Consider the following 24,382-nt stretch of genomic DNA (forward strand, 5'->3'; position numbering starts at 1 on the left):
TGCCTTCTCTACTAAAACCGCATGTCGCATTGTGTGAGCCGAGCCACCCATAGCACCTTTGTACGGCGTTGAAGCGCAATTGCAAAGTGCTGGCGCGGGTTCTGCGCCGATGCACTAAAATCCTTTGAGGTCCGAACATGAACATTCGCGCACTGGCCTTCTCGGCCGTTCTCCTCGTTCCCTCAATTCTTCCCGCTCAAAAAACGTGGAATTTTGTCGTCTCCGGCGACTCGCGCAATTGCGGCGACATCGTGATGCCCGCCATCGCCGAAGGCGTGAAGAACGACAATGGACAGTTCTACTGGCACCTCGGCGACTTGCGCGCCATCTTCGCCGTGGATGAAGACATCGCGAAGCGCGCCACGGGCGTGCCGCCAGCCTCGCTGGCTGAGTATCAGAAAATGGCATGGAAGGACGCCATTGATAATCAGCTTCGGCCCTTCCTCGGAACCCAGGTTTATCTCGGCATCGGCAATCACGAAACCATTCCGCCAAAAACTCGCGCCGAATTTGTCGAAACCTTCCTTCGTTGGCTCGCCTCGCCCGCGCTTCAGAAGAACCGCCAAGCGGATACACCTGGCGATTCCTCGGTGACGACCTGGTATCACTGGCGACAGCAGGGAATTGAATTCATCAATCTCGATAACGCCTCCGAAACCGAGTTCGAACCCGCACAAATACAGTGGTTCGAGAAGGTGCTCGCCGACGTCAAGTCGAGCCCGGACGTCAAAGCGGTGGTGGTCGGGATGCACGCCGCGCTGCCCAACAGCCTCGCCGCCGGACACAGCATGAATAACTGGAAGACGGGCGACGTCACCGGCGTTCGCATCTACAACGACTTGCTCGAACTTCAGAAACAGTCGAAGAAAAACGTCTACATTCTGGCCAGCCACTCGCACTTTTATATGAAGGGTATCTTCGATACCGACTACTGGAAATCGAACGGCGGCGTGCTCTCGGGATGGATCGTCGGAACCGCCGGCGCGCATCGCTACAAACTGCCTGAGGATGCACACAAGGCGGCGGAAGCAAAAACCAACGTCTACGGCTACCTGCTCGCGACCGCGCACGATGACGGCACAGTGGATTTCAAATTCAAAGAATTGAAAGAGTCCAGTATCCCGAAGGACGTAGTTGATCGCTTTGGCAAGCCGCTGGTCCACGAGTGCTTCGTCGGCAACTCCGACCAACCGCACTAGCGCTACCAGTACTGATAGAACCCGTCTCTCTCCACCGGCTCAACATCCGTCTCGTAGAGTTCCGAAAGGTTCGCGCGCGTCAGCACTTCGCGTTTCGCACCGTCACGAAAGACACGCCCCTTGCGTAGCAGCACCACTCGCGTGATTTCCGGCACCACCTCGTGTAGATGATGCGTCACCATAACGATCCCTGTTCCAGTCTGCGCCAGTTGCCGCAAGCGGCTCTGCAGGTCTTTCAGCATCGCTAAATCCAGGCTGTCGCTCGGTTCATCGAGGACCAGTGTGTCCGGGTCGTGCACCAGCGCCCGGCTGATGAGCACTCGTTTCCGCTCGCCCGACGACATCTGGCTATAACGCCGTTTTGCCAGGTGCTCAACTCCCATCTGTCGCATCGCAGCCGTGGAACGCTCGATCATCTGTTCGGTCGGATGATGGTGCGGCCACAACCCCCAACTACTGAAGAAGCCCGAGATCGCGATCTCCAGTCCACGCGGGTCCTTCTCGCTGCCGGCGAACAAATCGTTCGATACCACGCCGAGGTGTTCGCGCAACTCCGCCACATCCCACTGCTCTCGGCCCATGATCCGCGCACTCGTTCCTTCACTTGCGAGCGGGTACAACTCACGCGTGATGGTCTTCAGCAGCGTGGACTTTCCACATCCGTTTGGCCCGATGATCGCGACGTTCTCGCGGGCAGCAATCTTCAACGACAGCCCATCGAGCGCCAGCGTGTCCCCGCGCATCACAGTGATCTCTCGAAAATCAATCAGCGCAGTTTCTTCTGTCATCCTGAGCGGAGTTTCGCGAAGCGAAACGGAGTCGAAGGACCCCTATCCTCGCACAAATCTCAAAGTCCCTTCACCATCCCGCCATCCAACAGCATCGTCTGCCCGGTCACATACGACGCGTCCTCCGACAGCAGCCACGCCACCATCTTCGCCAGTTCCTCGACCCGCCCCACTCTGCCCATCGGAATGGTTGCTATAGTCTCCGCTGCAACCTCGTAACTGTCCACAAAACCCGGCATCACCGCGTTCACGCGGATCCCTTTCGGCGCGCAATACTCAGCATGAAGTTTCGTCCACGCGCCGAGGGCCGCACGCATAACGCTCGATACCGGCCGCGCCAACTCCGGCTTTATCGCCGCGTAGCTGGAGATCGAAACGAATGCGCCTGAGCCTTGTCGTTCCATGATCGGCGTAACCAGTCTGGCCATACGCATTGCGCTCTCGACGATCAGTAGATAGCCCTCATGCCACTGGTCATCGCTCAGTTCCAGCAACCCACCTTTCGGCGGATGCCCAGTGTTGTTCACCACCGCGTCAACCCGTCCCCATTTCTCCATAGCGGTGGTCACCAGTCGTTCGACGCTCTCGAACTGCGTGACCGACCCTGTCACGGCGATTCCACCCAATTGATCGGCAACCTGGTGCACTGCCTCGGAGCGCGCGAGCAGCGCTACTCGATAGCCTTGACTGGCCAGTTCCTTTGCAATCCCAGCCCCAATGCCTTTGCTTGCGGCAGTGATCAGGGCGACTTTCATTTCGTCTCCTCCGCCCAGCAACTCCAAACCTCATGCGCAATATTGGCGATTACAAGGTTTCTCGTCTTCGTATCAGCCTTCGAATCCGTAACGAAGATCGCGATCGCGAAGTGGTTCCCGTTCGGCAAGGTCACGAGTGCGACGTCGTTCGTCGCTGGAGTCAGACCATCCTTCGTACCCGAACTTCCTGTTTTATCGGCAACAGTTCCTGACGGCAGCTTCGCCCGGATGCGGTCTTTTCCAGTGTCCGTCTCCTTCATCCATCCCACGAGGCGCGCGGTGTTTTCCGTATCCAGCAGCTTGCCTTGCTGGAGACGCTCGAGTAGATCCACCATCGCGTCAGGTTTCGCCGAGTCGGAATACTGCAAGTGCGTGTTCTCGATCAACTGCTCTTCCGTGTGCTGCACTCGGATGCCTTTGATCTTCTGCGACTTCAAATACCGACGCACCTCTCGCGTACCGCCAATCTGTTTCAGCAGGACATCCGAAGCCGAACCATCGCTGTCCACAATCGCTCGCCGCAGCAGGTCCTCGATGGTGAATTCGCCGCCGCGTGGATGCTTGTCGCGTAGGGGGCTATTGCCGGCTGCGGGGATGAGATCGTCCTCATCCACCTTCACGACCTGGTCGAGCTTGATCTTGCCCTCCTGCACCCGGCGTAGGGTGAAGATCGCTATGGGCAGCTTGTAGACGCTCTGCATCGGGAAATTCTTGTTCCCGTGGAAGGATATGGTTTGCGACGAATCCAGCACTTTGGCGCTAACCCCGACCTTTCCGTTGGCCGGATGGGCGGCAGTCTTCACCGTCTTAGTCAGGAATTCCGGGCTGCATGTCGCGGCCGCAGCAGCAAGAACGATCATATGGGCAAGCATTGCAGCCGCAGTATATCGAATGCTCCCCGCGGCAGAGGCATGACCTTACTTCCGTTGTGCTAAGCAATCTTCCAGCTCTGGTTTGAGCTATCTACCCCCGAAGGCATGCCATCTCACTAGACGCCACTTCTCCTCAGGAGATGAATGAAAATGTCCAAGAAGCTTCTTGCAATCGCAACAGCAGCTATCTTCTCGATCGGCATCGCGGCTGCGCAGGCGACATCGCCTTCGTCGAGCACCGATCCGCAGTCGAGTAGCTCCCCCAGCAGTTCCCAGACCCCGAGCAGTTCCACGAGCAGCCCCAGTTCCAGTGGCTCTTCCAGCTCCGATATGAACAGCCAGTCGGGCTCCTCCACGGCAAGCGGTACCTCCGGCACCGACCAGAACAGCTCCACGGATACCAGCACCAGCAAGAAGAAGCACAAGAAGGACAAGAGCAACTCGACTGACCCGAACAGCCCCTCGAGCGGCTCCAGCAGCAGCACGCCGGACACCAGCTCCACGCCTCACTAACTCTCACACAGCAGGCAAGCAAAAGGCAGGAGCCGAAAGCTCCTGCCTTTTTTAATCTCTTCAGGACTACTGCCGGTTCATCAGCACCGTGCCATCTTCATCCGCACAGGGAGGATTGCTCCCGTTCGCGCCGAAGCTTGATGTGAAGTTTCCATTGATCTGGGCTACCGCCGAATCGGCAGTCCCACTGATCGTGAAACTCGAATTCGTGGACGCGTCCTTCACTATGAGCGTCACCACGTTGCCCCCATTCGTATTGCCAGTCGCCGTCAAACCGCCCAGATTAATGCATCCGTTGGTGAACGCTGACCCACCGGTATAGGCGATCTCCGTCCCGCTGATGGTAGCCCCGTTCTTGGTGAGTTTCAGCCCAAACGAATACGAGGGCGACGCGAGTCCGTTCTGTGTCAGGTCCACGTTCCAATTTCCCGTGACATCCACGCCCGGATTCGATTTTGCCTGCGATCCACAACTGCCCAACCCAAGAGTGCAAACTGCAATCGCAACGAGTAAAAAGAGTCGCTTCATTCCACCATTTCCAATTTCTAAGTAGCTTCTGAAACTATAACAGCCCAAACGAAAGGAGGCCGTCATGGCCTCCTTCCTCGTCGAATTCCGTGCACTCTACGGCTGCTCTTCGAAGTCCTGGTCCTGGAAGATATACGGCGCCGTCCGGATAATCCTGAATCGCACGCGCTCGTTGCAGGTCTCGCAACTCGGAAACCGGTTTCCCATGATCATCACAGCGTCATGCGCCTGCCGATGATCGGCATCGTGGATCACCTCATAAATCCCTGACTCCGGCACCGCGTCTCCCGGATGAAACAGCGGCAGGGAAGTATTGCGATGCCGCCCGCCGCCACCACGCGCTCCGCAGCTGTGGTGCGATATCGTCGCGCGCCTGCGTTCGCTCGCCCGCTGTTCTTGTTTTGACCCTGGTCCCCGACGGGACTCACCCAAATTCGTTTTCATCCACGGACTCCGCTCACAGTGCCGACTCATTGCTTCTCAAAACCCAGCTGCTGCTCAATGGAATTTGAAGCCTGTACCAGTTGGAACCGAACTTCCACACCGCAGACCGTGCACGTCGGAAATGTCTGTCCCTTCAAAAGGATTCCGTCGTGATCTTCGCGATGTCCGTTATGCGCTATTCGGTAAACCCCGGAACAGGGTACTGATTCCCCAGGTCGAAACCGGCTTTCCACCATCCTCGCGCTGCTTTCCTGGGCTGCCATGCCGCGCCATTCTACAACAACGTTCCGTGAATCCCGGAGCTCACCGGAACGTCATCTTCGGCCGAGTTAGTGCTTCTTCTCCTGGATCTTTTTCACCATCTTCGTGACCACATTCCTCGGCGACACCCGCAGCATGTGCACGCCAATCTTGTTCAGCTTGCCTGCGATCACTACCCGCTTGCCGGCCTGCAATCCGTCATATCCGATCTTTGCCACGGCCGCCGCATCCAGTACCGCCGGCGATTGCAGCATCGGTGAACCATGGAGGTTAGCCCGGTCTTGGAACCCACTCGGCACCGGCCCCGGACACAGCACGCTCACCTTAACCCCTCTCGAGGCAAGTTCTTCCGCCAGTGCCTCCGAGAAGCTCAACACGTACGCCTTGGTTGCGTAATACACGGCCATGAGCGGTCCCGGTTGAAACGCGGCTGTCGAGGCCACATTCAGAACCCCACCCTTCGCAGCGATGATCTGCGGCAAGAACAGCTTGGTCAGGTGGGTCAACGACACCATGTTGAGCTGCATCATCTCCAACTCGTGCTGCAAGTCGGATGTCGCAAACTCTCCATAGCCGCCGAAACCGGCATTGTTGACCAGCGTATGGATCTTCACGCCGGCCTCATGCAGTTCATCGAACAACTCTTGCGGAGCTTTGCCATGCGCCAAATCCTTCGTTGCGATCCGCACATTCACTCCGTAAGCGTTCTGAAAGTCCGCGCCGATCTCCATCATCCGTGCGCGGTTTCGGGCTACCAACACAAGGTCGTAATGTCCAATGGCGAATTGACGCGCAAGTTCCAGTCCAATACCGCTCGACGCGCCCGTTACTAAAGCTGTACGTGGGGGAGTGTTCATGATCTGTACTTTCGTCCAATTACTTCGGTCAGGATAGCAAAGTATGTACCATGACCTCAGTAACCTTGTGCTGAAGCCGATATGCCGTGAGAATAGTGCAATCACGCGATGGTATCGGACAGAGCGTACGCATCGCGGTCGTAGTTAATTTCCCTTTGCGGCAACCGTCCCGTTCCGCATCGGCAGAGGCAGGCCGTATGACACTTACATTTTCGTTGACCAACAGCAACCGCGCTCTCGCAACCACAGCGAACTCGCGTACCACCAGCGAGCTCTCGGCCTACATCGTCGCGAACTCTGCGACCTCGAACGCCTACTCAGCGCAAGCGGCCACCTCAGCTACAGCCATTAAGGCGTAAGCACACAAGTTTTTCGCTCGAATAACAAAGGCGGCGATCACTCGCCGCCTTTCGTTTTGTCTCTTTGTGCTGCGCGGTCAGCCTAAAACGCCGTTACCCTCAGATCGCTCACTCCTGTCGTCTTGAGCGAAGCGAAGGATCTGCTGCCGAAGCCGTTACCGCCCCGCTCCCGCCTTCTCCACTCCATAAATCGGGAACCACGAGCTCGCCGACTCCAGCGCCTTGTTCACGTTATTGATGTTCTGCACGCCTTCCGTGCTGATCCATTCATGGAAGGCTTTGCCGCCGTGCTGCGCGTAGATCGGAATCCCGTCCTTCCAGGTGGCGCGTCCGCAGAGCACGCCGTTGTACTTCACGCCGCTCCCTGACACCAATTCCAGCGTCTCGATGAACTCCGCATTGCTCACGCCTGCCGACAAATAGATGAACGGCAAATTCGTCGCCTTCGCCGAGTCGCGGAAGTGTTCCTTCGCTTCGTCAACCGTGTACGCCTTCTGCCCCTTGAACGACTTCGTGCCTTCCACGAATTGCATATTGATCGGCACTTCGAGCTTCAGCACGTCCACGCCATAGCGCGGGTTCGAGAACTCCTTCATGTAAGCCTTCACGATTTCCGGCTTCTTCTTGGCGTAATCAACGCCCTTCTCGTCCATGCCTTCTTCATAGCCGATAATCTCGAGGAAGAAGGGAATGTCATTCGCCCGGCACTCGTCGCCAATGCGCTCTGTCCATGCGTGTTTATGATCGTTGATGCGCTTCGGATCAGCCGGTGCGTAATACAGCAGGATCTTCACGCAATCTCCGCCAGCTTCCTTGATCCGCCGCACTGACCACACATCAAGCAAATCAGGCAAGCGTCCTGGCGTCTGCTTGTCGTAGCCAGTCTTCTCGTAAGCGAGCAGCAAACCCGAGTTCTTCGCACGATGCTTCGCCGCACTCAATCCAAACTCAGGATCAAGCAAAATCGCCGACGCATGCTGCGTCAAAACTTCGGTCACGATTTCCTTGAACTCTTCCAGGTTGCGATCGGTCGCGTTCGCGCCCAGCGCCTTTTTCAGCGAACCGCGCTGGTCCATTGCGGCGGCAGCAATCACGCCGCGCTCATTCGATACGGCCTTCATTCCGGCAAGCTTTCCGGGGGTTAACGTCACGGTGCTCCTCCTGACAAACTTTCTAAGATTGCGTTGATGTACTGGCTTGTCATCCTGAGCGGAGTTTCGCGGAAGCGAAACGGGGTCGAAGGACCCCTATCCTCACACCGATCTCGAGGACTCCTACCGTCACATCACGCTCAACCTAGAGCGAAACGGCACTTTCCCAAAATGAACCACCCAATTTTATCCGAAATCCGCTTCCCACGCCGACTTGCTCCTGCACGCATTTACGATGAAATCGGATCACTCTATCTCGCACTCATAGGAGTCCTACATGCCTCTCTGCTCAATGCGCCAAGTCCTCGACGAAGCCGCAAAAGGGAACTACGGCGTCGGTGCTTTCAACGTGAACAATATGGAGCAAATCCAGGCCATCATGGAGGCCGCTCGCGAAACCCAATCGCCGGTCATCATCCAGGCCAGCCGCGGTGCCCGCTCCTATTCGCAGGACAAGTTCCTCTATCACCTTATGCTTGCCGCCGCGGAACTCTATCCCGAGATCCCGCTCGTCATGCACCTCGACCACGGCAACTCCGTCGAGACCTGCAAGTCTGCCATCGACCTCGGCTTCACCTCCGTCATGATGGACGGCTCCCTCATGCCCGATGGCAAAACGCCCTCGACGTTTGAATACAACGTGAAAGCCACCCGTGCAGTCGTGGAATTGGCGCACGACAAGGGCGTCACGGTCGAAGGCGAAATCGGCGTTCTCGGCGGTATTGAAGACGGACACGGCGCCGGCGGCACCGGACTCGAACACATCACTGATCCCGAACAGGCCGTCGAATTCGTGGAGAAAACCGGACTCGATGCGCTGGCCATCGCCATCGGCACCAGTCACGGCGCCTACAAATTCAATAAGAAGCCCGACGGCTCCGTGCTGAAGATGCAACGCCTCATCGAGATCCACAAGCGACTGCCCAACACCCACCTCGTGATGCACGGCTCCTCCAGCGTCCCCAAGGACCTGCAGGATGTCATCAACCAGTACGGCGGGCAGTTGAAGCCGACCTGGGGCGTTCCAGTCGAAGAGATCCAACTCGGCATCCGCAACGGCGTCCGCAAGGTCAACGTGGATACCGACAATCGCCTCGCCATCACCGGCGCTATCCGGAAGGTCTTCATCGAGACGCCGGAGAAGTTCGATCCTCGCGACTACCTGAAGCCAGCGCGCGAAGCCATGAAGAAGGTCGTCGCGCAGCGCATGAAGGAATTCGGGCAAGCCGGACACGCCGGCGATTACGCTCCGATCTCCCTAAGCGATTACGCCAGTAAATACGCGGCGAACGCACTGGTAGCAGCCCGGTAACTTCGTTTCTGCCGAAAGGCCGGACCAACGCGTCCGGCCTTTTCTCTTCGACGCAACCACTCTCGCCGTCGGTCTGTTACATTCTTTGCCATGCCGGAGCCAGCCTTCTTCACCGCCGATGTCTTCGACTTCCTCCGCCACCTCAAGCGGAACAACAAGCGGGAATGGTTCAATCGCAACAAAGACCGCTACATTCAGGTCGCACAGGATCCCGCGCTCCGTTTCATTACGGCTTTCGCTGACCCGCTCGCACGCATCAGCCCGCACTTCGTTGCCGACGCCCGCCCTACTCGCGGCTCGCTCTTCCGCATTTATCGCGACACCCGTTTCTCGCACGACAAGAAACCCTACAAGACCCACATCGGAATCCAGTTCCGTCACGAGAAAGGGAAGGACGTCCATGCCCCCGGGTTTTATGTACATCTGGAACCCGATGGCTGCTTTGTAGCCGCCGGCATCTGGCACCCCGATTCGCGCGCGCTCACGCAAATTCGCGGCGCGATCGTCGCCCGTCCCGAAGCATGGAAGAAATCAGTGAAGAAGCTCGAACTCTCCGGGGACTCGCTCACCCGTCCACCGAAGGGTTTCGCCGGCGATCATCCGCTCATCGAAGATCTGAAGCGCAAAGATTTCATCGCTTCGGTCGCGCTCACCGAAAAGCAGATCTCCAGCTCAGCCTGCATGCGTGAGATCACGGCGGCCTGCAAGTCGATGGCGCCGCTCGTCGCGTTCACAACGACAGCCATGGAATTGAAATTCTAAAGCTGAACAAAAAAGAGAGGCCGGACGCGAATCCGGCCTCGTTTACTCTTTGCGGCACCCTACTGTTGCGGCCGCAGGGAACTCCGCGCTCCCGCCGCACCTTGTAGTCCTGCTTCCACGTTTCGAACCGGCATGGCGTTGTCGGCTACCCGCTTCATTCGCACCGTCTCCGCCCCCTTGCGCTTCGCAACAATGCGGTAGTCGAAGCCGATGCTCGCTGTCCCGCCGCCGAGTTCACGCACTTCAAAGCTCTTGGGTCCCTTGTTCGCGACGTAGAGTCCTTTGCAGTCGCCATTCGGCGTGAGGAATACCTGGTAGGTTACGGCTGTATTTGCAGCCGCCGCGAAATCCGTGTCGAGTTGCACGGTGACGGCGCCATTCCGTAGCGACGACGATCCCGCATCTTCATACCAGTTTTCAGTTGCTTGCACGCCGTACATTTCCATCTTCTGTCCACCGCCGCCGCGCACTGTCCCGGTGACCATTCCTGAGCAGCTGAGATTGCCGATTGTATCGATACCGCATCCGCCGGAGTTGTTCGCGTTGCCGGCAAACAGCACGTAAGCGGTGCCTTTCGATGAGGGATAGTCATTTTCGATATACAGCGTCGAGTATGGGCCGTTGTTGTACATCACGCCCGCATCAGTAGCGTCGGCTGTGGCGAGCAGTGCCGCACCAGTGCCGCCCGTGTCACCCCACACGCCGATACCTTGATACCCCGCACAGCAGCTGCCGTAAATCGCGGAGCCCTTCGACATCTGTCCATACACACCCGCACCCTTCACGGATTTCGTGTACCCGAACACGCCACTCGCTTCACCCGAGTCCGCTTCGCCATACAAACCAATTCCGTTCGGATTGTCGGCGAAAGCCGTTACGGCCGCACCGAGACTTCCTGAGGTTGATGTGTTGTACACCTGGAGGGCATAGTTGGTTTTTGCCGTGTTGATGTACTGCTGGTTGGTGAAAGTATTTGCCGCTGAAAGAGACGGCAGTCCCGAGAGTGACACGCCGCCCAGTTTGGTTGCGTTGACGTTGGTCAGGCCCGCTCCGTTTCCTGTGAAGGTGCCGCTAGCCGATACATTGCCCGCAGTCGTCACATTGAACACGGTGGCCAAGGGGCTCCCACCTTGACCAGTGATCACGTTGCCGCTGGTCGCTGCGTTCACGAAGAGTCCCGCTATACCTGCAGGGCTCGCGGTGTACACCGAGATTCCGCGGGTCGCTCCCGTGGTGGCCGTCGCTTTTGCGGAGAGGCCGATGCCGCCGGCGCCGGTTGCCAATCCGTAAAGTCCTGTTGGTGACCCGGACGCTGCCGTGTTGTACCCCATCACGCCTGCGCCTGCCGTCGAATTCGAGACACCTTGAATTGCTGGTGCAGCACTGGTTCCCGTCGAACTTCCATAAATCGCAAGGCCGGCGCTCGAACCACGCAGCGCAATGCCAGTTGTGGCTTTGCTCCACACGCCAGTGCCGCTGCCGCTCTGGGTGACGTCAAGCACCTGGGTTGTGTTGTTGGCCGCAAAACTCGTGGCCGGATTGACCGTGTTCCCAGTAGCCCCGTCCTTCGTCGAAGAGCTGCTCGTCGCCTGCTTCACCTGCTCCTGCACGGTAGTCGTGAGCTTGTCGGTGGTGACGAAGTCCGTCGCCGCGTGACCCGCGAGCGACTCCGCCTCCGCTGCCTTCAGTGCATACGGCACGCTCACGAACAGAACTCGAGGCTGCTCTTTGCCGTTGACGTTCATGCCGAGCCAGCGCGCTTCACCCCTTGCGAACATTTCGAGCGGCACACCGTCCGCCTTCGTTGCCCCGAGCAGTACGCCGTATTTGCCCTCGGCATCGAGCTTTACGTTTTGCGTTTCGATCCAGAGCGATGCTTTGTCGGTCTGGCTCTTGTAGAGGCTGAACGTGATTCCAACCGTACCAGTGAGCGCTTTCCCATTCTCATCCGCCAGTTGCCCGGAGAACCGTATCAGCTTCGGCACAATCACCTGCTGCGTTGCGTTCGCATCAGCAGCCGCTTTTTGTGCTTGAACGAAACCACTAAGAGCAAGAAGAACCGATAGGCCCAGGACGATCCTCTTCATAAACGTGTTCCTCAACTTTCAAAACTGCGCCGAAATCCGTTGGTGATGGGGGTTGGTTGGCTGTCTCTTTGTAACACCGTACGTCGACCAGAGTTGCTCTATTTCGTCCCAACACGTGACCGATCTCACGTTCGGAGCGTTCACACATCACCGACACCGTAAGGCCTTGACCGCTATCCTGCACCGCGGGTCATTTCCCCAGAAGCAAATTTGTTCTTTGAAATCTCAAACGGATCGTCGCGCCGCCTCACCATTTCCGTGTGCGACGTCGCCTCGCATCCCCGTCGTAAATACATCGCATTGCCTTTGCTTCGTATCAGGCATCGCTTCAGCGATGCCGAAAGGGCACTCGAAAGAAAACGGGCTTCAGCCCCTGCGCAAGCCGAGCGTGGTCCTGACTTCACTCGCGTTTCGCATTAATCTTTCTTGTCATTCAGAGGAGGGCGCGAGCCCGACGAAGAATCTGCTGTTCAGCGCGTTATCGGACATTGTTTGCGCGAAAATCGCCCCTAACTCCTACGCCGAGAGGAATTTACCTCTAACTATATTTAGAAAGAGGAATTTGCGAACATTACATAGCCTAAGTCTATGAAAACACTAGAGAGTGGGGGAGGGGATGGGATGGGTCGGAAGTCCGGGTTTGGTTCACGGCAACCGCCGCCTTTCGGCGGCGGAAAAAACGCCGCGAAAATAGGCGATTTAACCGCTAGTCCACGCAAAAACGCAAATCTCGGTGCACTTTTCGCGATTTATTGGCTCAAAACCGTCGTTCCCAGCGCTGCTTTCTGCTTCACGATGAGCTGCTCAATCCCCGCCTTCGCCAGCGACATCATCTTGGCCAACTGCTCGTCATCGAACGGATGCTGCTCCGCTGTTCCCTGGATCTCGACCATTTTTCGGCTTCCGGTCATCACGATGTTCATGTCCACTTCGGCGCGCGAATCCTCTTCATACGCAAGATCGAGCAACACCGCTCCATCCACGATTCCAACACTCGTCGCCGCGACGTAATCGCGCAGAGGAGAAATGCTGAGCGTCCCCGCTTCGGTGAGCTTCTGCACCGCGAGCCCGACCGCAACGAACGCTCCCGTGATGGACGCAGTCCTCGTTCCGCCATCGGCCTGGATCACGTCGCAATCTACGAAAAGCGTGCGCTCCCCAAGCTTGGTCAGGTCCGTCACCGCGCGCAGAGAACGCCCGATCAGCCGCTGGATCTCGTGGGTCCGCCCCGAAGCACGGCCCTTCGAAACCTCGCGCGGTGTGCGCGTGAGCGTAGCGCGCGGAAGCATCGCGTACTCGCTGGTCAGCCAGCCCTTGCCGCTGTTGCGCAGGAACGACGGAACCGATTCCTCGATCGACGCCGTGCAGATTACGCGCGTGTTCCCGACCTCGATCAGGCACGAACCTTCGGCGGTCGAGATGTAATCGGGAATGATGCTCACTGGACGCAGTTGGTCAGGAGTGCGGTTATCCGAGCGGAAATGCATCCAGTGATTGTATATGCGTCAGAACACGTTAAAGGGCGTCGCCGTCGCAGCATTCCCGAGATTGTGGTTGACGCCTAGTGCATCGAGGATCGTTCGCAGCGTGGATTCGTGCTTGTACATCCCACCGTATTTGAATCCGCGCTTTACTTTCGGTCCGATCACGATCGCTGCCACATGGCCACCCCCGTGTGCAGTATCGGAGACCACCGACTCATCGAAGACGATGATGAGCAGCCCGTTGGTGGTGAACTCGGAGTTCGACAGCAGGGGAGCGATGTTTGCCTTCAGCCACGCGTCGGCTGCAGCCAGGGTGCCATCGTGCGCGTCATGCAAGATGTTCGGCGCGATGAACGAAAAGTTTGGCAGCGCATGGTTCGCGAGATCTTTCGAGAACTGCGTGAACGGAACCAATCGCTGTTTCTCGACGGAACTGTTTGCAACGTCGCTGAAATAGGCAAACGGATCGTGGCGCTTGAAGTAGTAGCCGGTGTTTCCGCCGGTGTAACCGACGGACGGCAAACTCTCCGCATAAGACTTCCACGTCTTGCCAGCGGTGAGCAGGTGCCGAACGATATTGTCGTTGCTAATGGTGCTGGTGAACGAGTCGTTGTTGGTGATCACGTTGCCCGTGGTCATCTCGAAGTAGTTGCCGATCGATGGATGCGCATCCGCGTAGTACGCGGTGAGAAGGGAATAGCTATTAGCGAGTGAGTTGAGGTAGGGCATTGCCGGGTTACCGATTACGTTCGCGTAACTATGATTTTCTTCGACGACCACGACCACGTGCGAGGAAGCGGGAACTGCTGCGACTGCGGTGAGAGAAATCGCAACGAGCGCCGCGAGAGCGAGCAACTTAGCTTTCATGCATGCCTCAGATGGGAAGTTCCAAGGCAAGGATGCCGGTGCATCTTTTCTGCTTCAACAGAAAAAGGGTGCCAGCGAGTGGCACCCTTGGGTTAAGTGATTCGGAAACTCAGAGTTCTCGCAGGGCAACTGCAATCCGCGCCCGCGCCGCACGCACCGCCGGCGGAACGCCACCCAGAATCCCCATGAACACGGAGAAGATCAGGCCACCAATAATCAATGGGGGTGTGACCTGGAACGCAAACGCCAAATGCGAAAAAGTTTGGAAATTCATCGTTCCTGTCGTGAGTCCGTTGATCGGCAGCACGGCAAGACATCCGACGACGCCACCGATGATCGCGATACATATCGCTTCGATCATGAACGACAGCACCACGCTGCCCGCACCGAAGCCAAGCGCACGCATCGTCGCGATTTCGCGACCACGCTCACTCACCGCGGAGTACATGGTGTTGAGTGCGCCGAGAATCGCGCCGACTGCCATAACAACGGCGACGAGGCCACCGAGCACAGTGATCAGCGTAGACATCACGCGCGACTGCTTCTCGTAATACTCGCGCTCGCGCTGCACTTGCATCGTCAGACGTGGATCGGTCGTTACCGCATCCTTGAACTTCTGGAAAGCCGCTTCGTTTTCGAGATGGACGGTCAGAGATTGGAAGCTGTTCTGCGGACGCTTGTAGACCTGGTCGAGGATGGCACTGTCGCACCAGATCTCCGAGTCGAACGCTGAACCGCCGGCGTCGAATACGCCAACCACGGTCCATTCACCACCGCCGAAGCGAACGGTCTGGCCAAGATTAAAGGGAACACCCGCCGCAGCGACATAGGTCTTCTGCACGTTGCGTCCCACGATGAGTTCATTGCGCCCAGGTTCGAAGGTGCGACCTTGCGCGATGTGAACGTTTGGCCGCACGTCGAAGATCTGCGGCGACACGCCGCGCACCTGGACGTTGGCATCAGTGCCTGTGCTCTTCAGCGGGAAGGCCGCGATGACGACGACCTCCGGGCTGATGCTCGATCGGCCGTTCTTGCGCGCCACGCCCGGCATGTCGGCGATGACCTTGACCTGGTCAAGCCCCATGCCGCTCATCATCTCCGAGGTCGCTCCGCCGCGCAGAACGATGGCGTTGTCATTCAGGCCGCTATGCACCAGCGTCGACTTGAAGCCGTTGGCCAGCGCCAGCATGGCTACGAATACTCCAACCGTGCCGGCGATGCCGATGACGGCTACGAGCGTGGAGGACCAGCGAACTCCGAGACTGCGAATGTTGTACGAGATCGGAATGGCCACGTCACACTCTCCGGATGGCGTCTACTACGCGCAGACGGCTGGCATTGACTGCAGGAATGATGCCCGCAAGGAAGGCGATGAACAGAGTGATAACAACGCCCTCGATGGCTTTCTGCGGCGGCAGGAAGACAAACTGCAAGAAGCTGCTCAGCGCCTTCTCGATGCCGGGTAGAGATAGCAACAGTAACCCAAGCCCAATGGCCACGCCGATGAATGCGACGACCACGGATTCGGCGATCACGAAAACGAGCACGAAGCGATCCGTGTAGCCGATGGCCTTGAGCACCGCAAGTTCACGCATGCGTTCGCGGATCGACATTGCCATGGTGTTGCCGACCACGAGCAATAACGTGAAGAACACGACGCTGCCGATAATGGTGATGATCAGGCCGACGTTGCCGGTCTGCTTGGCCCAGCTTGCCATCATCTCTTTCTCGGTCTGCGTTTTCGTCTCGGTGGAGGAGTTGGCGAACATCGCGTCGATCTTCTTGCTCACCTCGACAGCGTTGTCGGGGCTATCCACACGAACGATGTACCAGCCAACCGTGCCTTTGCTGAACTGGCGGCGCTCATCGAAGAGCTTCCAGTGCAGCCAGAACTGACTCTGATCTTCGTCGGGTTTAGCGTGGTAGATGCCGCGCACGTTGAACGACCAGGACTCTCCGCCGCCCCAGAGCACACCCTTCAGAGGGACGCGGTCGCCAACTTTGAAGCCGTATTTCTCGGCAGTCTTCTCGCCGACAATCACGCCTTCGCGGTCGTCTTCCCAAGCCTTCCATTCGGCGTCGGCGACGCGGAACTCCGGATACATCTTGCGGTAGCTTTCCTCATCAATTGCATACTGAGGGAAGAAGTTCTTCTCGTCTTGGTAAACGGCGCCAAACCAGTTGGCGTACGTGACGAGTTTCACGTGCTCGATCTGCTCGATTTTGGCTTTGTACGCTTCCGGCACCGGCTGAATGATGGAGACGCGGTTCTGGACCATCAGGCGATCCACCCCGGCCATGCTGTTCAGTGCGCCGTTAAAAGAGTTGTTCACCACGGCGAGAATGCCAAAGAGAAACAGCGCGATCGCGAACGAACCGATGGTGAGCAGCAGGCGCGTCCACTTGCGAGTGATGTTCCTGAAGAGCAACGGCAGGAATTTCATTACACTTCTCCTACGCGGGCCTTCTCGGCTTCAACGAGAACGCCTTTATCCATGTGAAGGAGGGAATGGGCACGCTCGGCCGCTAGTGGGTCGTGCGTAACCATCAGGATCGTTTTTCCGTGTTCACGGTTGAGCTGTTCCAGCAGCGTGAGGATTTCGTCAGCCGATTTGCGGTCGAGGTCGCCGGTAGGCTCGTCGCAGAGCAGGAACGTTGGGTCGGCGACGATGGCACGAGCAATGCCGACACGCTGCTCCTGTCCGCCGGAGAGTTGCCTTGGATAGTGATGCATGCGGTGCTCAAGACCAACGAGCGCCATGGCGGTCTCAACGTGCTTCTTGCGCTGTGATGACGATAGCTTAGTTAACAGCAGCGGCAGTTCAACGTTTTGGAATGCTGTAAGTACAGGGATGAGGTTGTACATCTGGAAGACGAACCCGACGTGGCGGGCGCGCCAGTGGGTAAGCTTCGAGCCAGACATGCGCGAGACTTCGTCGCCAGCGACATTAATCGTGCCACGAGTCGGTAGGTCAAGTCCGCCAAGCAAGTTGAGGAGCGTGGTTTTGCCGGAACCGCTGGGGCCCATGAAGGCGACGAACTCGCCTTTGCTGATGTCGAGCTTCAGGCCCTGGAGCACGTGGACGTCTTCGCCGCCACGCTTGTAGGTTTTGTCGAGATCCCGGACCTTAATCAGGCTATCACTGCCGTTGCCGTCAACCCGTACCATGCTTTTCTCCTATTGCTGTTTGATTGCTACGGTTTGTCCATCATGTAAATCCGCGGGTCCGCGAACGATCACCTGTTCGCCGTCGGTAAGTCCCGCGAGAATCTCTTCATTGTCGCCACGCGATCCGCCAGTACGGACGGCGCGACGTTCGGCCTTCCCATCCTTAAAGACATAGACAACACTCGATCCACCGTCATCGTGCACGGCATCTTTCGGCAGGAACATCGCCGGCTTTGAAGCGGCTTTGTCGTCTGCCTTCTTGTCTTCGAGGAAAGCGACCTTTACGCCCATGTCCGGAAGAATGCGCGGATCCAGTTTGTCGAACGAGATGCGCACTTTTACCGTTGCCTTCTGCCGGTCGGCAGTCGGAATGATGGTGCGCACGTGCGAAGGAATCTGCCAGTCGGGATACGCGTCGAGCGTGGCCATGACCGGTTGGCCTTCCTTCACGCGGCCGATGTAGGACTCATTGACGTCCACTTCGATCTCGTTGGAGTTCATGTCAACTACCGTCGCGATGCCGGTGCGGGTAAAGCCACCGCCCGCGGAAATCGGCGACACCATTTCGCCGCGTTGCGCATCCTTGGAAACCACAATTCCATCGAAAGGTGAGACTACGGTGCAGTTGTCGAGGTCCTGTTGTGCGACTTTGATTCGCGACTCGGCAGCGGCAATCGATTGCTGCGTCGCCACAATGCGGGCTTTGTAGCTGTTGACCGTGGTGCGCGCGTTATCCAGGGCCTGCTGCGTGGTGACCCCACTCTTTTGCAGCTCTTCGTTGCGGTGGAGTTCGATTTCCGCGTTTTTGAGGTTGACCTGGAGATCGCTGAGTTGGGCTTGCGTGCTGTCGCGATCGGCGACTGCCGAATTCAATCGCACGCGCGCATCCGATTGGTCAAGGATGGCGAGCACCTGGCCCGCCTTCACACGCATACCTTCGTCCGCGTAAATTTGCTCGACGCGAGCCGTGATCTTGGCGGCGACGGTGGCGCGACGACGCGGGGTTACGTATCCGCTGGCATTGAGCAGCGTGGCTGCCTGTGCCTGACCGGGGGCCGAGGTGTGGGCCGAGACGACTTCAACCGGTGGGAGCTTCTTCTGCAATGCGAAGAAGGCGCCGGTGCCGATGACGAGGACCCCGAGAATGATGGCGAACCAGCGAAACACTCCGCCACGGTTGGCGTTGCGGTGGCTGTCGTCGATTTTTAATGCTGAAAGGTCAGCAGGTGACATTCGTATCTTCCATGTATGAGGATGAGCTGCTTCCAAGCTACATCCTCTTTACAAAAGGTTGCAAACGAGAATGAGGCCAATTTTGCGTCGGATGAAAGCCCGGGAAGGAAATCCGGGAACCTTTTCAGCCGCACGATCAAAGTAACTGTCCGGTGAAGGATTTGCCGAGGCTTTTCGGCGGATGACGGAGTGCTACCGGCGAATGGCGGGAACGATTTCTCTAACTGCTTACTTGATTGCAGAGGCGAGGACGATCTTAGCGTTGAATCGCACGAATTCACCGTCGTAACGCTTGTGAAGTTCCGACAGAACGGCCTGATCGACTTCCTTCCGCGAGGCTTCTGGTACCGATTGGAAGAGAGGTTTGAAGGGAGCGGTTACGTCCTGGAAATACGACCAGAGGTCGTCAGGTGTGCCGGGCCAATTCCACGGTACCTCTTCTTGGGCTTCTTCCACATGCCCAAAGCCGGAAGTTCGCAAGGCCTTTGCCAGCGTTTCGGGCTCGCCAAACTTGAACATTTTCTTCCCGGAGTCAGGAACTCGGAGATCGGGAACGATTTTCACGATGGTTCCAACAGTGGTGGAGAAATAGCCTTGATCCATCGGACCCCACGCCAGGAGCGTGGCTCGGCCACCGATTGTTAAGACACGGTGAATCTCGCGGAGAGCCTGGTTGATATCGGCGAAAAACATCGCCCCCAGACGCGAGGTCACGAGATCGAAAGAGTTGTCGGGGAAGGGCAAATCGTGCACGTCGGCGTGCTGAAATTCAATGTTGGTGAGGCCGCGCTCGTGGGCGCGCTGCTCGCCGATTGTCAGGGGTTCTGAAGAGATGTCGGTGGCAATCACCCGGCCGGTGGCGTTGAGGGCCGTGGCGATGGAAATTGCAGGCTCGCCGGTGCCAGACGCGACGTCGAGCACCCGAAGGCCCGGCCGAATATCCGCGGCGGCTACGATTGCTTCGGTCATGGGCCGCCCCATCATCGCGGAAGATTTCCTCCAGCGCTGGGAAGCGTTGGCTCGCGCAAAAGAGTTCCAGTCAGTCATGTCGAAATGATAGACCGGTTAATTCATCCAACTCGGTGCAAAAGCGGGAGCTGTGGTGTGAGATTCATGGCCGCGGTAACTGCACATCGGGTCACGAATGTAATAAATTAAGAGTGCGGTACTCGACCGTCCGCGGTCTTGACTTCTTGTAACGGTTTAAGTCTGGAGTTCTGAAGAAAATGGCGAATGTAACTAAGAAGAAGGGCGTGATTGGAATCCTGACCGGCGGCGGCGATGTGCCGGGTTTAAACCCTGCGATCCGCGGCGTGACGTTCCGCGCGTTGCGCGAGGGGTATGACGTGATCGGCCTGCGCCGCGGTTGGGGTGGGCTGGTGGACATTGTCCGCGACAAGGACCACGACAATAGCGAGAACTTCGTTCATCTTTCGGAGACTGTGGTGAACCGGGCGGCGCGTACCGGCGGCACCTTTCTGCATACCTCGCGTACCAACCCGAGCCGCGTGGCAAAGGACAAGGTTCCGGCGCATCTCCAAGGCCAATTCAACGCCGAGAAGAACGACCTCACATCAGAAATGTTGAAGAATCTGGAATGGCTGGGGATCGACTACCTGATTCCAATCGGCGGCGACGACACGTTGAGCTATGGCGTGCGCCTCTATCAAGAAGGGGTGAAGGTCGTTGCGATTCCGAAGACGATGGACAACGATGTCCCGGGCACGGACTACTGCATCGGCTTCAGCACCTGCGTTACGCGCACCATACAGATGGTGAACAGCCTGCGCACCTCGGCTGGTTCGCATGAGCGCTTTCTCGTGGTCGAAGTATTCGGACGCTACGCCGGATTTACCGCGCTGCTGCCGACGATGGCAGGCGCCGCCAACCGCTGCGTCATTCCGGAATTCAAGTTCAATATCGAGAGCCTCGCAGAACTGATGGCGAACGATCGCAAGCGCAATCCGAGCCGTTACTCGGTAGTGCTGATCTCCGAAGGCGCGATGTTCGAAGGCGGCGAGATGGTTTTCCAAAGCGAATCCACTGACGCATTCGGGCATAAGAAACTCGGGGGCATTGGCGATTTAATTGCCGCGAAGCTGACAGAGCTCTCGCCGAAATACTGCGGCAAGACCGTCAACTGCCTGACGCAGAAGCTTGGATATCTCGTGCGCGGCGGCGATCCGGATGCGATCGACTCCATCGTGCCGATGGCGTACGGCAACCTGGCGCTCGACCTCATTCTCAATAAGATCCACGGACGGTTGGTTGTATTGAAGAATGGGCGTTACGACAACGTGCCGGTGGATGTGGTGACTTCTTCCAAGAAAGTGATCAAGGTGAAGGAACACTACAACACGGAGCGTCTGCGCCCGCACTATGAGAGCTTCGAGATGAAGCCGCTGTTCATTATGACGAGCGAGTAGAGGTCTTCAACTCCGCGGCTTCGCCGCTCCGCTCAGGATGACAGAAATGAGAAAGCCCCAGCGAGTAGATTTCGCCTGGGGCTTTTGCATTAGTGGCTATTCTTCGTTGCCACGGAGTTCGACTTCTGCGTCGCGGACCTTGGCCTGCGGATTCAACGGGCTGAGGTTGTCTTGCTTCAGACGATCATTGAACTTCGGTAGCTCCTGCTGCACGAACTGCTTCCATCGTTCGATGACTTTTGGCGTCGCCGTGTGGATTTCAGTGGCTTTGGTAAGCATTGCCTCAGTCGGTGCGGCGTCAGCGTCTTGCATCATCGTCATCAGGAAGAGAGCGCCAGTCCGAACGCTGCTTAGAGTCTCAGCGGTGCCAGGACGACGCGGGCCGAAATCTTCTTCTTCGCCGGCGATCTCGGCGATCTTCTTGTTGAAGGCTTCGATGTCAGTGGCGGCTGCACCGCCTTTGGAATGGAGTTGATCGAGTTGCTCGCGAATCGCTTGCGCGTGGGCCGCGGCGTCGCTGATCAACTTCGCGTCTTCATAGAGCTGATGCGATGCGTTGAATTGCTGCGCGAGATCCGCAGTGGCTGTTTTGACCCGAGGGTCCATTTCGATCGTGAGCGGCATGTCGGCTCGCGATCCATTTGCGAGCAGTACCACCATGTAGCGGCCAGGCTGCACCCACGGCGAAGTTGGCGCCGGGGCGGTGTCGTGCGGCACGGCAGCGATTGGGTACTCTGCATGAATCCCGGGGATGGCAGCAAGGTGCATGTCCCACAAGAAGCGATGCATGCCCGGTGTCCCTTCAAGGGGTTGTGGCGGGCGCGGCCAGTAGCGGGGAATCGCCAGCTTCGGATCATCCGCCGGCACGGGATCGTTGCTGGAGAATGTGCGAAGAACCTTTCCGGCGGCGTCGTGGATTTCAAGCTTCACTTCGCCATGGAATCCTGCGGGCAAGAAGTAGTCGATGATTGCGCCATCGGGAGGATTGGGCAAGCGTGGCTCATCGGGCGGCAGCGGAGTGTCGGTGTTCATATTCCAGCGGACGCGGATGGCCGTCTGCGGCTGGAAGAGTACTGGATGGTCGAATGCTTGCGGCTTAATCTCGCGCAGCGCGGAAATGTTGTCGAGAATCCAGAAGCCGCGTCCGTGAGTTCCAGCGACGAGATCGTCGCCATGGATTTGAATATCACGTACGGAACTGGCTGGTAAATTCAGACGCAGAGATTGCCAGTGGTCGCCGTCATCAAACGAAGCGTAAACAGACTTTTCGGTAGCGGCGAAGAGGAGACCTTTGCGCTTGGGATCTTCGCGGACAGCATTGACAGTTTCGCCGTCGGGAATACCTTCTCGAACATTCGCCCAAGTTTTTCCGCCATCGTGCGTGCGCAGGATCTTCGGTTTGAGAATATCGAGGCGCAGCGTGTTGATGGCTGCGTAAGCGGTTTGTGCGTCGAAATGGCTGGCTTCGAGCACGGAAACTTTCTCGAACGGAGTGAGTGTGTTGCCGGTAACGTCGGTCCAGTGGGCGCCCCCATCGGCGGTGATGTGCAGGAGGCCGTCATCGGTGCCCGCCCAGATGCGCTTGGTGTCGAGAGGTGAGATGGCTACGGCGTAAATCACGCCGCGTTGCTTTGCCTTCGCCGTTGGCTGATCGCTGAATTTTCCGATGTTCGCCGGAAGCGAGAAATTTTTGCGCGTGAGGTCGGGGCTGGCTTGAGTCCAGTGCTTGCCGTAGTCCGTCGTCTTCCAAAGTGCATTTGCAGCGAAGTAGAGAATGTGCGGGTCCTTCGGATCGAAGACGATCGGCTCCGTGCGGACGACGCGGAAGTCGGGACCGCGTAAAGGTCGTGGTGAGATGTTCTGTGCCTGACCGGTGCGCCGGTCGTAGCGAGTGAGTTTGCCGCCAATTACGATGTCAGGATCAAGTGGATCGGGGACAGCGTAGCCGTACTCTTCGGCTGCGACGGGGTGCCACTCGCGAAAGGTGATCTGGCCGTCGTCGCCGCGACTGGAGACGCACGCCGAGCCACTCTCCTGCTGACCGCTGCAAACGCGGTACGGGAAAGCGTTGTCGGTATTCACGTGGTACATCTGCGCAGTGGGCTGGTTGTACCAGGAGCTCCACGACTCGCCGCCATTCACCGTGACGATTGCGCCCTGATCGCTGACGATGCAGATGATCTTAGGGTCGTTGGGATTGATCCAGATATTCTGGTAGTCATCGCCGCCGGGCGCGCCGCGGAAACCGATCCAAGTCTTGCCACTATCGGTAGATTTCCATGTAACGGTGCTTGTCATGTAAAGCGTTTCAGGATCGCGTGGATCAACCTTTGGCACCGGAAGATCACCACCGCCGATTCGTTGTTCGGGACGCGCGTCGTCGGTCACGGTTGTCCATGTTGTGCCTGCGTCTTTCGATCCATATATGTGAACTCCGGCTTTTGTAGCGACCGAAGCATAGAGGCGGTTCGGAGAGCTTGGCGAGATCGCAACGTAGACTTGGATGATCCCATCCGGCAGGCCACCTGCAAGTTGGTTCCAAGTCTGGCCGCCGTCAGTTGATTTGTAGATGCCGCCGCCGGTGCCGTTCCATTGGCCGTTTTCCCACGGCCCTTCGCGAGACTCCCAAAGACCTGCGTAAACGATGTCGGGATTACTCGGATCGATCTGCACGTCAGATGCGCCGACATTTTCATCTTTGTAGAGGACTTTCTGAAAAGTCTGGCCGCCATCGGTGGAGCGGAAGACGCCACGCTCGGGGTTCGGGCCGTAGGGATGTCCGGCGACGGCCACGAGCAGTTTGTTCGGATCGCGAGGATCGACGGCAAGTGCGGGAATCTGCTGACCGTCGCGCAGGCCGAGGTGCGTCCAAGTTTTGCCAGCATCGGTTGATTTGTAAATTCCATCGCCTACCGATAAATCGGGGCGATGAAGGCCTTCCCCGCTGGCAACGTAAATCACCTTCGGGTCGCTCGGCGCCACCGCGATTGCCCCGATCGATTGCGTTGGCTGGCTATCGAAGATTGAGTCCCAGGTGCGGCCATAATCATTCGTGCGCCATACCCCTCCATTCACCACCCCGATGTAAAAGACATTCGGTTGGTTCGGGATACCGGCGACAGAACGCGTGCGTCCGCCACGGAGTGGGCCAATGGGACGCCAGTGCCATGCTTGAGACATATCCGGGAGTTGTTGCGCGATGACGAGTGAAGAGAGGAGTGAGAACAACAGGACCGAAAAGTGCTTGCGCAAACGAATCAATGCAACCTCCAAAACGGATGCGAGGATAACGCATTCATCGCGACCAGAACAAAC

22 protein-coding genes are annotated in these 24,382 nt (G+C 57.8%); 5 read left to right on the forward strand and 17 right to left on the reverse strand.

All coding sequences use genetic code 11. From position 1 onward, the window contains the following. Positions 1-137 precede the first annotated feature (137 nt). Positions 138-1,199, forward strand: coding sequence for a metallophosphoesterase (locus tag ACID345_RS08235; RefSeq protein WP_011522408.1), 1,062 nt, complete (start codon positions 138-140; stop codon positions 1,197-1,199). A 2-nt stretch (positions 1,200-1,201) separates the two neighbouring features. Here the strand turns inward: ACID345_RS08235 and ACID345_RS08240 are convergent, their stop codons facing one another. From ACID345_RS08240 to ACID345_RS08270, 7 genes are all read right to left on the reverse strand, one after another. Next, positions 1,202-1,987 (reverse strand): ABC transporter ATP-binding protein, encoded by a 786-nt coding sequence (locus ACID345_RS08240; protein WP_011522409.1) that lies wholly within the window; start codon positions 1,985-1,987, stop codon positions 1,202-1,204. Between the two features lie 59 nt (positions 1,988-2,046). Further along, positions 2,047-2,742, reverse strand: a complete 696-nt coding sequence (locus tag ACID345_RS08245) for an SDR family oxidoreductase (RefSeq protein WP_011522410.1) — start codon at positions 2,740-2,742, stop codon at positions 2,047-2,049. Further along, positions 2,739-3,614 carry a class A beta-lactamase gene (bla, locus tag ACID345_RS08250; RefSeq protein ID WP_011522411.1) on the reverse strand — a complete coding sequence of 292 codons (876 nt, stop codon included), beginning with the start codon at positions 3,612-3,614 and terminating at the stop codon, positions 2,739-2,741. The genes ACID345_RS08245 and bla overlap by 4 nt, the downstream gene beginning before the upstream one ends. Before the next feature lie 116 nt (positions 3,615-3,730). Next, positions 3,731-4,117, reverse strand: coding sequence for a hypothetical protein (locus ACID345_RS08255; protein ID WP_041855547.1), 387 nt, complete (start codon positions 4,115-4,117; stop codon positions 3,731-3,733). A 76-nt stretch (positions 4,118-4,193) separates the two neighbouring features. Further along, positions 4,194-4,655 carry a hypothetical protein gene (locus tag ACID345_RS08260; RefSeq protein ID WP_041855548.1) on the reverse strand — a complete coding sequence of 154 codons (462 nt, stop codon included), beginning with the start codon at positions 4,653-4,655 and terminating at the stop codon, positions 4,194-4,196. A 96-nt stretch (positions 4,656-4,751) separates the two neighbouring features. After that, a complete protein-coding gene (locus ACID345_RS26890; RefSeq protein WP_187148969.1) occupies positions 4,752-5,099 on the reverse strand; it encodes a hypothetical protein in 348 nt (115 codons plus the stop codon). Positions 5,100-5,428: 329 nt separating this feature from the next. Further along, positions 5,429-6,217, reverse strand: coding sequence for an SDR family NAD(P)-dependent oxidoreductase (locus tag ACID345_RS08270; protein ID WP_011522415.1), 789 nt, complete (start codon positions 6,215-6,217; stop codon positions 5,429-5,431). Positions 6,218-6,414: 197 nt separating this feature from the next. Here ACID345_RS08270 and ACID345_RS26895 point away from each other — a divergent pair, with 197 nt between their 5' ends. Next, positions 6,415-6,576 (forward strand): hypothetical protein, encoded by a 162-nt coding sequence (locus ACID345_RS26895; protein WP_187148970.1) that lies wholly within the window; start codon positions 6,415-6,417, stop codon positions 6,574-6,576. 155 nt (positions 6,577-6,731) lie between these two features. Here the strand turns inward: ACID345_RS26895 and ACID345_RS08275 are convergent, their stop codons facing one another. Then, complete coding sequence (locus tag ACID345_RS08275) at positions 6,732-7,727, reverse strand: tagatose 1,6-diphosphate aldolase (RefSeq protein ID WP_011522416.1); 996 nt, start codon at positions 7,725-7,727, stop codon at positions 6,732-6,734. Positions 7,728-8,004: 277 nt separating this feature from the next. Between ACID345_RS08275 and fba the strand changes: the two genes are divergently transcribed. Together fba and ACID345_RS08285 are read left to right on the forward strand one after the other, a co-directional pair. Next, positions 8,005-9,039, forward strand: a complete 1,035-nt coding sequence (gene fba, locus ACID345_RS08280; RefSeq protein WP_011522417.1) for a class II fructose-bisphosphate aldolase — start codon at positions 8,005-8,007, stop codon at positions 9,037-9,039. A 90-nt stretch (positions 9,040-9,129) separates the two neighbouring features. Continuing rightward, a complete protein-coding gene (locus ACID345_RS08285; protein ID WP_011522418.1) occupies positions 9,130-9,801 on the forward strand; it encodes a DUF2461 domain-containing protein in 672 nt (223 codons plus the stop codon). 59 nt (positions 9,802-9,860) lie between these two features. Here the strand turns inward: ACID345_RS08285 and ACID345_RS08290 are convergent, their stop codons facing one another. The 8 genes from ACID345_RS08290 to ACID345_RS25295 form a co-directional block, all read right to left on the reverse strand. Then, a complete protein-coding gene (locus ACID345_RS08290) occupies positions 9,861-11,888 on the reverse strand; it encodes a hypothetical protein (RefSeq protein ID WP_011522419.1) in 2,028 nt (675 codons plus the stop codon). Positions 11,889-12,637: 749 nt separating this feature from the next. Further along, a complete protein-coding gene (gene rph, locus ACID345_RS08295; RefSeq protein WP_011522420.1) occupies positions 12,638-13,375 on the reverse strand; it encodes a ribonuclease PH in 738 nt (245 codons plus the stop codon). Between the two features lie 18 nt (positions 13,376-13,393). Beyond that, complete coding sequence (locus tag ACID345_RS08300) at positions 13,394-14,239, reverse strand: alkaline phosphatase family protein (protein WP_011522421.1); 846 nt, start codon at positions 14,237-14,239, stop codon at positions 13,394-13,396. Positions 14,240-14,348: 109 nt separating this feature from the next. After that, a complete protein-coding gene (locus tag ACID345_RS08305) occupies positions 14,349-15,533 on the reverse strand; it encodes an ABC transporter permease (protein WP_011522422.1) in 1,185 nt (394 codons plus the stop codon). A gap of 1 nt (position 15,534) precedes the next feature. Next, positions 15,535-16,683: an ABC transporter permease gene (locus ACID345_RS08310; RefSeq protein WP_011522423.1), complete on the reverse strand. Its 1,149-nt coding sequence runs from the start codon at positions 16,681-16,683 to the stop codon at positions 15,535-15,537. Beyond that, positions 16,683-17,408: an ABC transporter ATP-binding protein gene (locus ACID345_RS08315; RefSeq protein WP_011522424.1), complete on the reverse strand. Its 726-nt coding sequence runs from the start codon at positions 17,406-17,408 to the stop codon at positions 16,683-16,685. Before ACID345_RS08315 ends, ACID345_RS08310 begins: the two co-directional genes overlap by 1 nt. A 9-nt stretch (positions 17,409-17,417) precedes the next feature. Then, positions 17,418-18,641 carry an efflux RND transporter periplasmic adaptor subunit gene (locus tag ACID345_RS08320; RefSeq protein WP_011522425.1) on the reverse strand — a complete coding sequence of 408 codons (1,224 nt, stop codon included), beginning with the start codon at positions 18,639-18,641 and terminating at the stop codon, positions 17,418-17,420. A 228-nt stretch (positions 18,642-18,869) separates the two neighbouring features. Next, on the reverse strand, positions 18,870-19,610 hold the full coding sequence (locus ACID345_RS25295) for a class I SAM-dependent methyltransferase (RefSeq protein ID WP_049761828.1): 741 nt from the start codon (positions 19,608-19,610) through the stop codon (positions 18,870-18,872). Positions 19,611-19,867: 257 nt separating this feature from the next. On the opposite strand from ACID345_RS25295, the gene ACID345_RS08330 reads away from it, so the two are divergent. After that, the gene (locus ACID345_RS08330) at positions 19,868-21,067 is read left to right on the forward strand and encodes a 6-phosphofructokinase (protein ID WP_011522427.1); all 1,200 of its coding nucleotides are present in this window, start codon (positions 19,868-19,870) and stop codon (positions 21,065-21,067) included. Between the two features lie 96 nt (positions 21,068-21,163). Here the strand turns inward: ACID345_RS08330 and ACID345_RS08335 are convergent, their stop codons facing one another. Continuing rightward, the gene (locus ACID345_RS08335) at positions 21,164-24,328 is read right to left on the reverse strand and encodes a WD40/YVTN/BNR-like repeat-containing protein (RefSeq protein WP_011522428.1); all 3,165 of its coding nucleotides are present in this window, start codon (positions 24,326-24,328) and stop codon (positions 21,164-21,166) included. Positions 24,329-24,382: the final 54 nt, after the last annotated feature.

The organism is Candidatus Koribacter versatilis Ellin345, from assembly GCF_000014005.1.
Lineage (GTDB): Bacteria > Acidobacteriota > Terriglobia > Terriglobales > Acidobacteriaceae > Korobacter > Korobacter versatilis_A.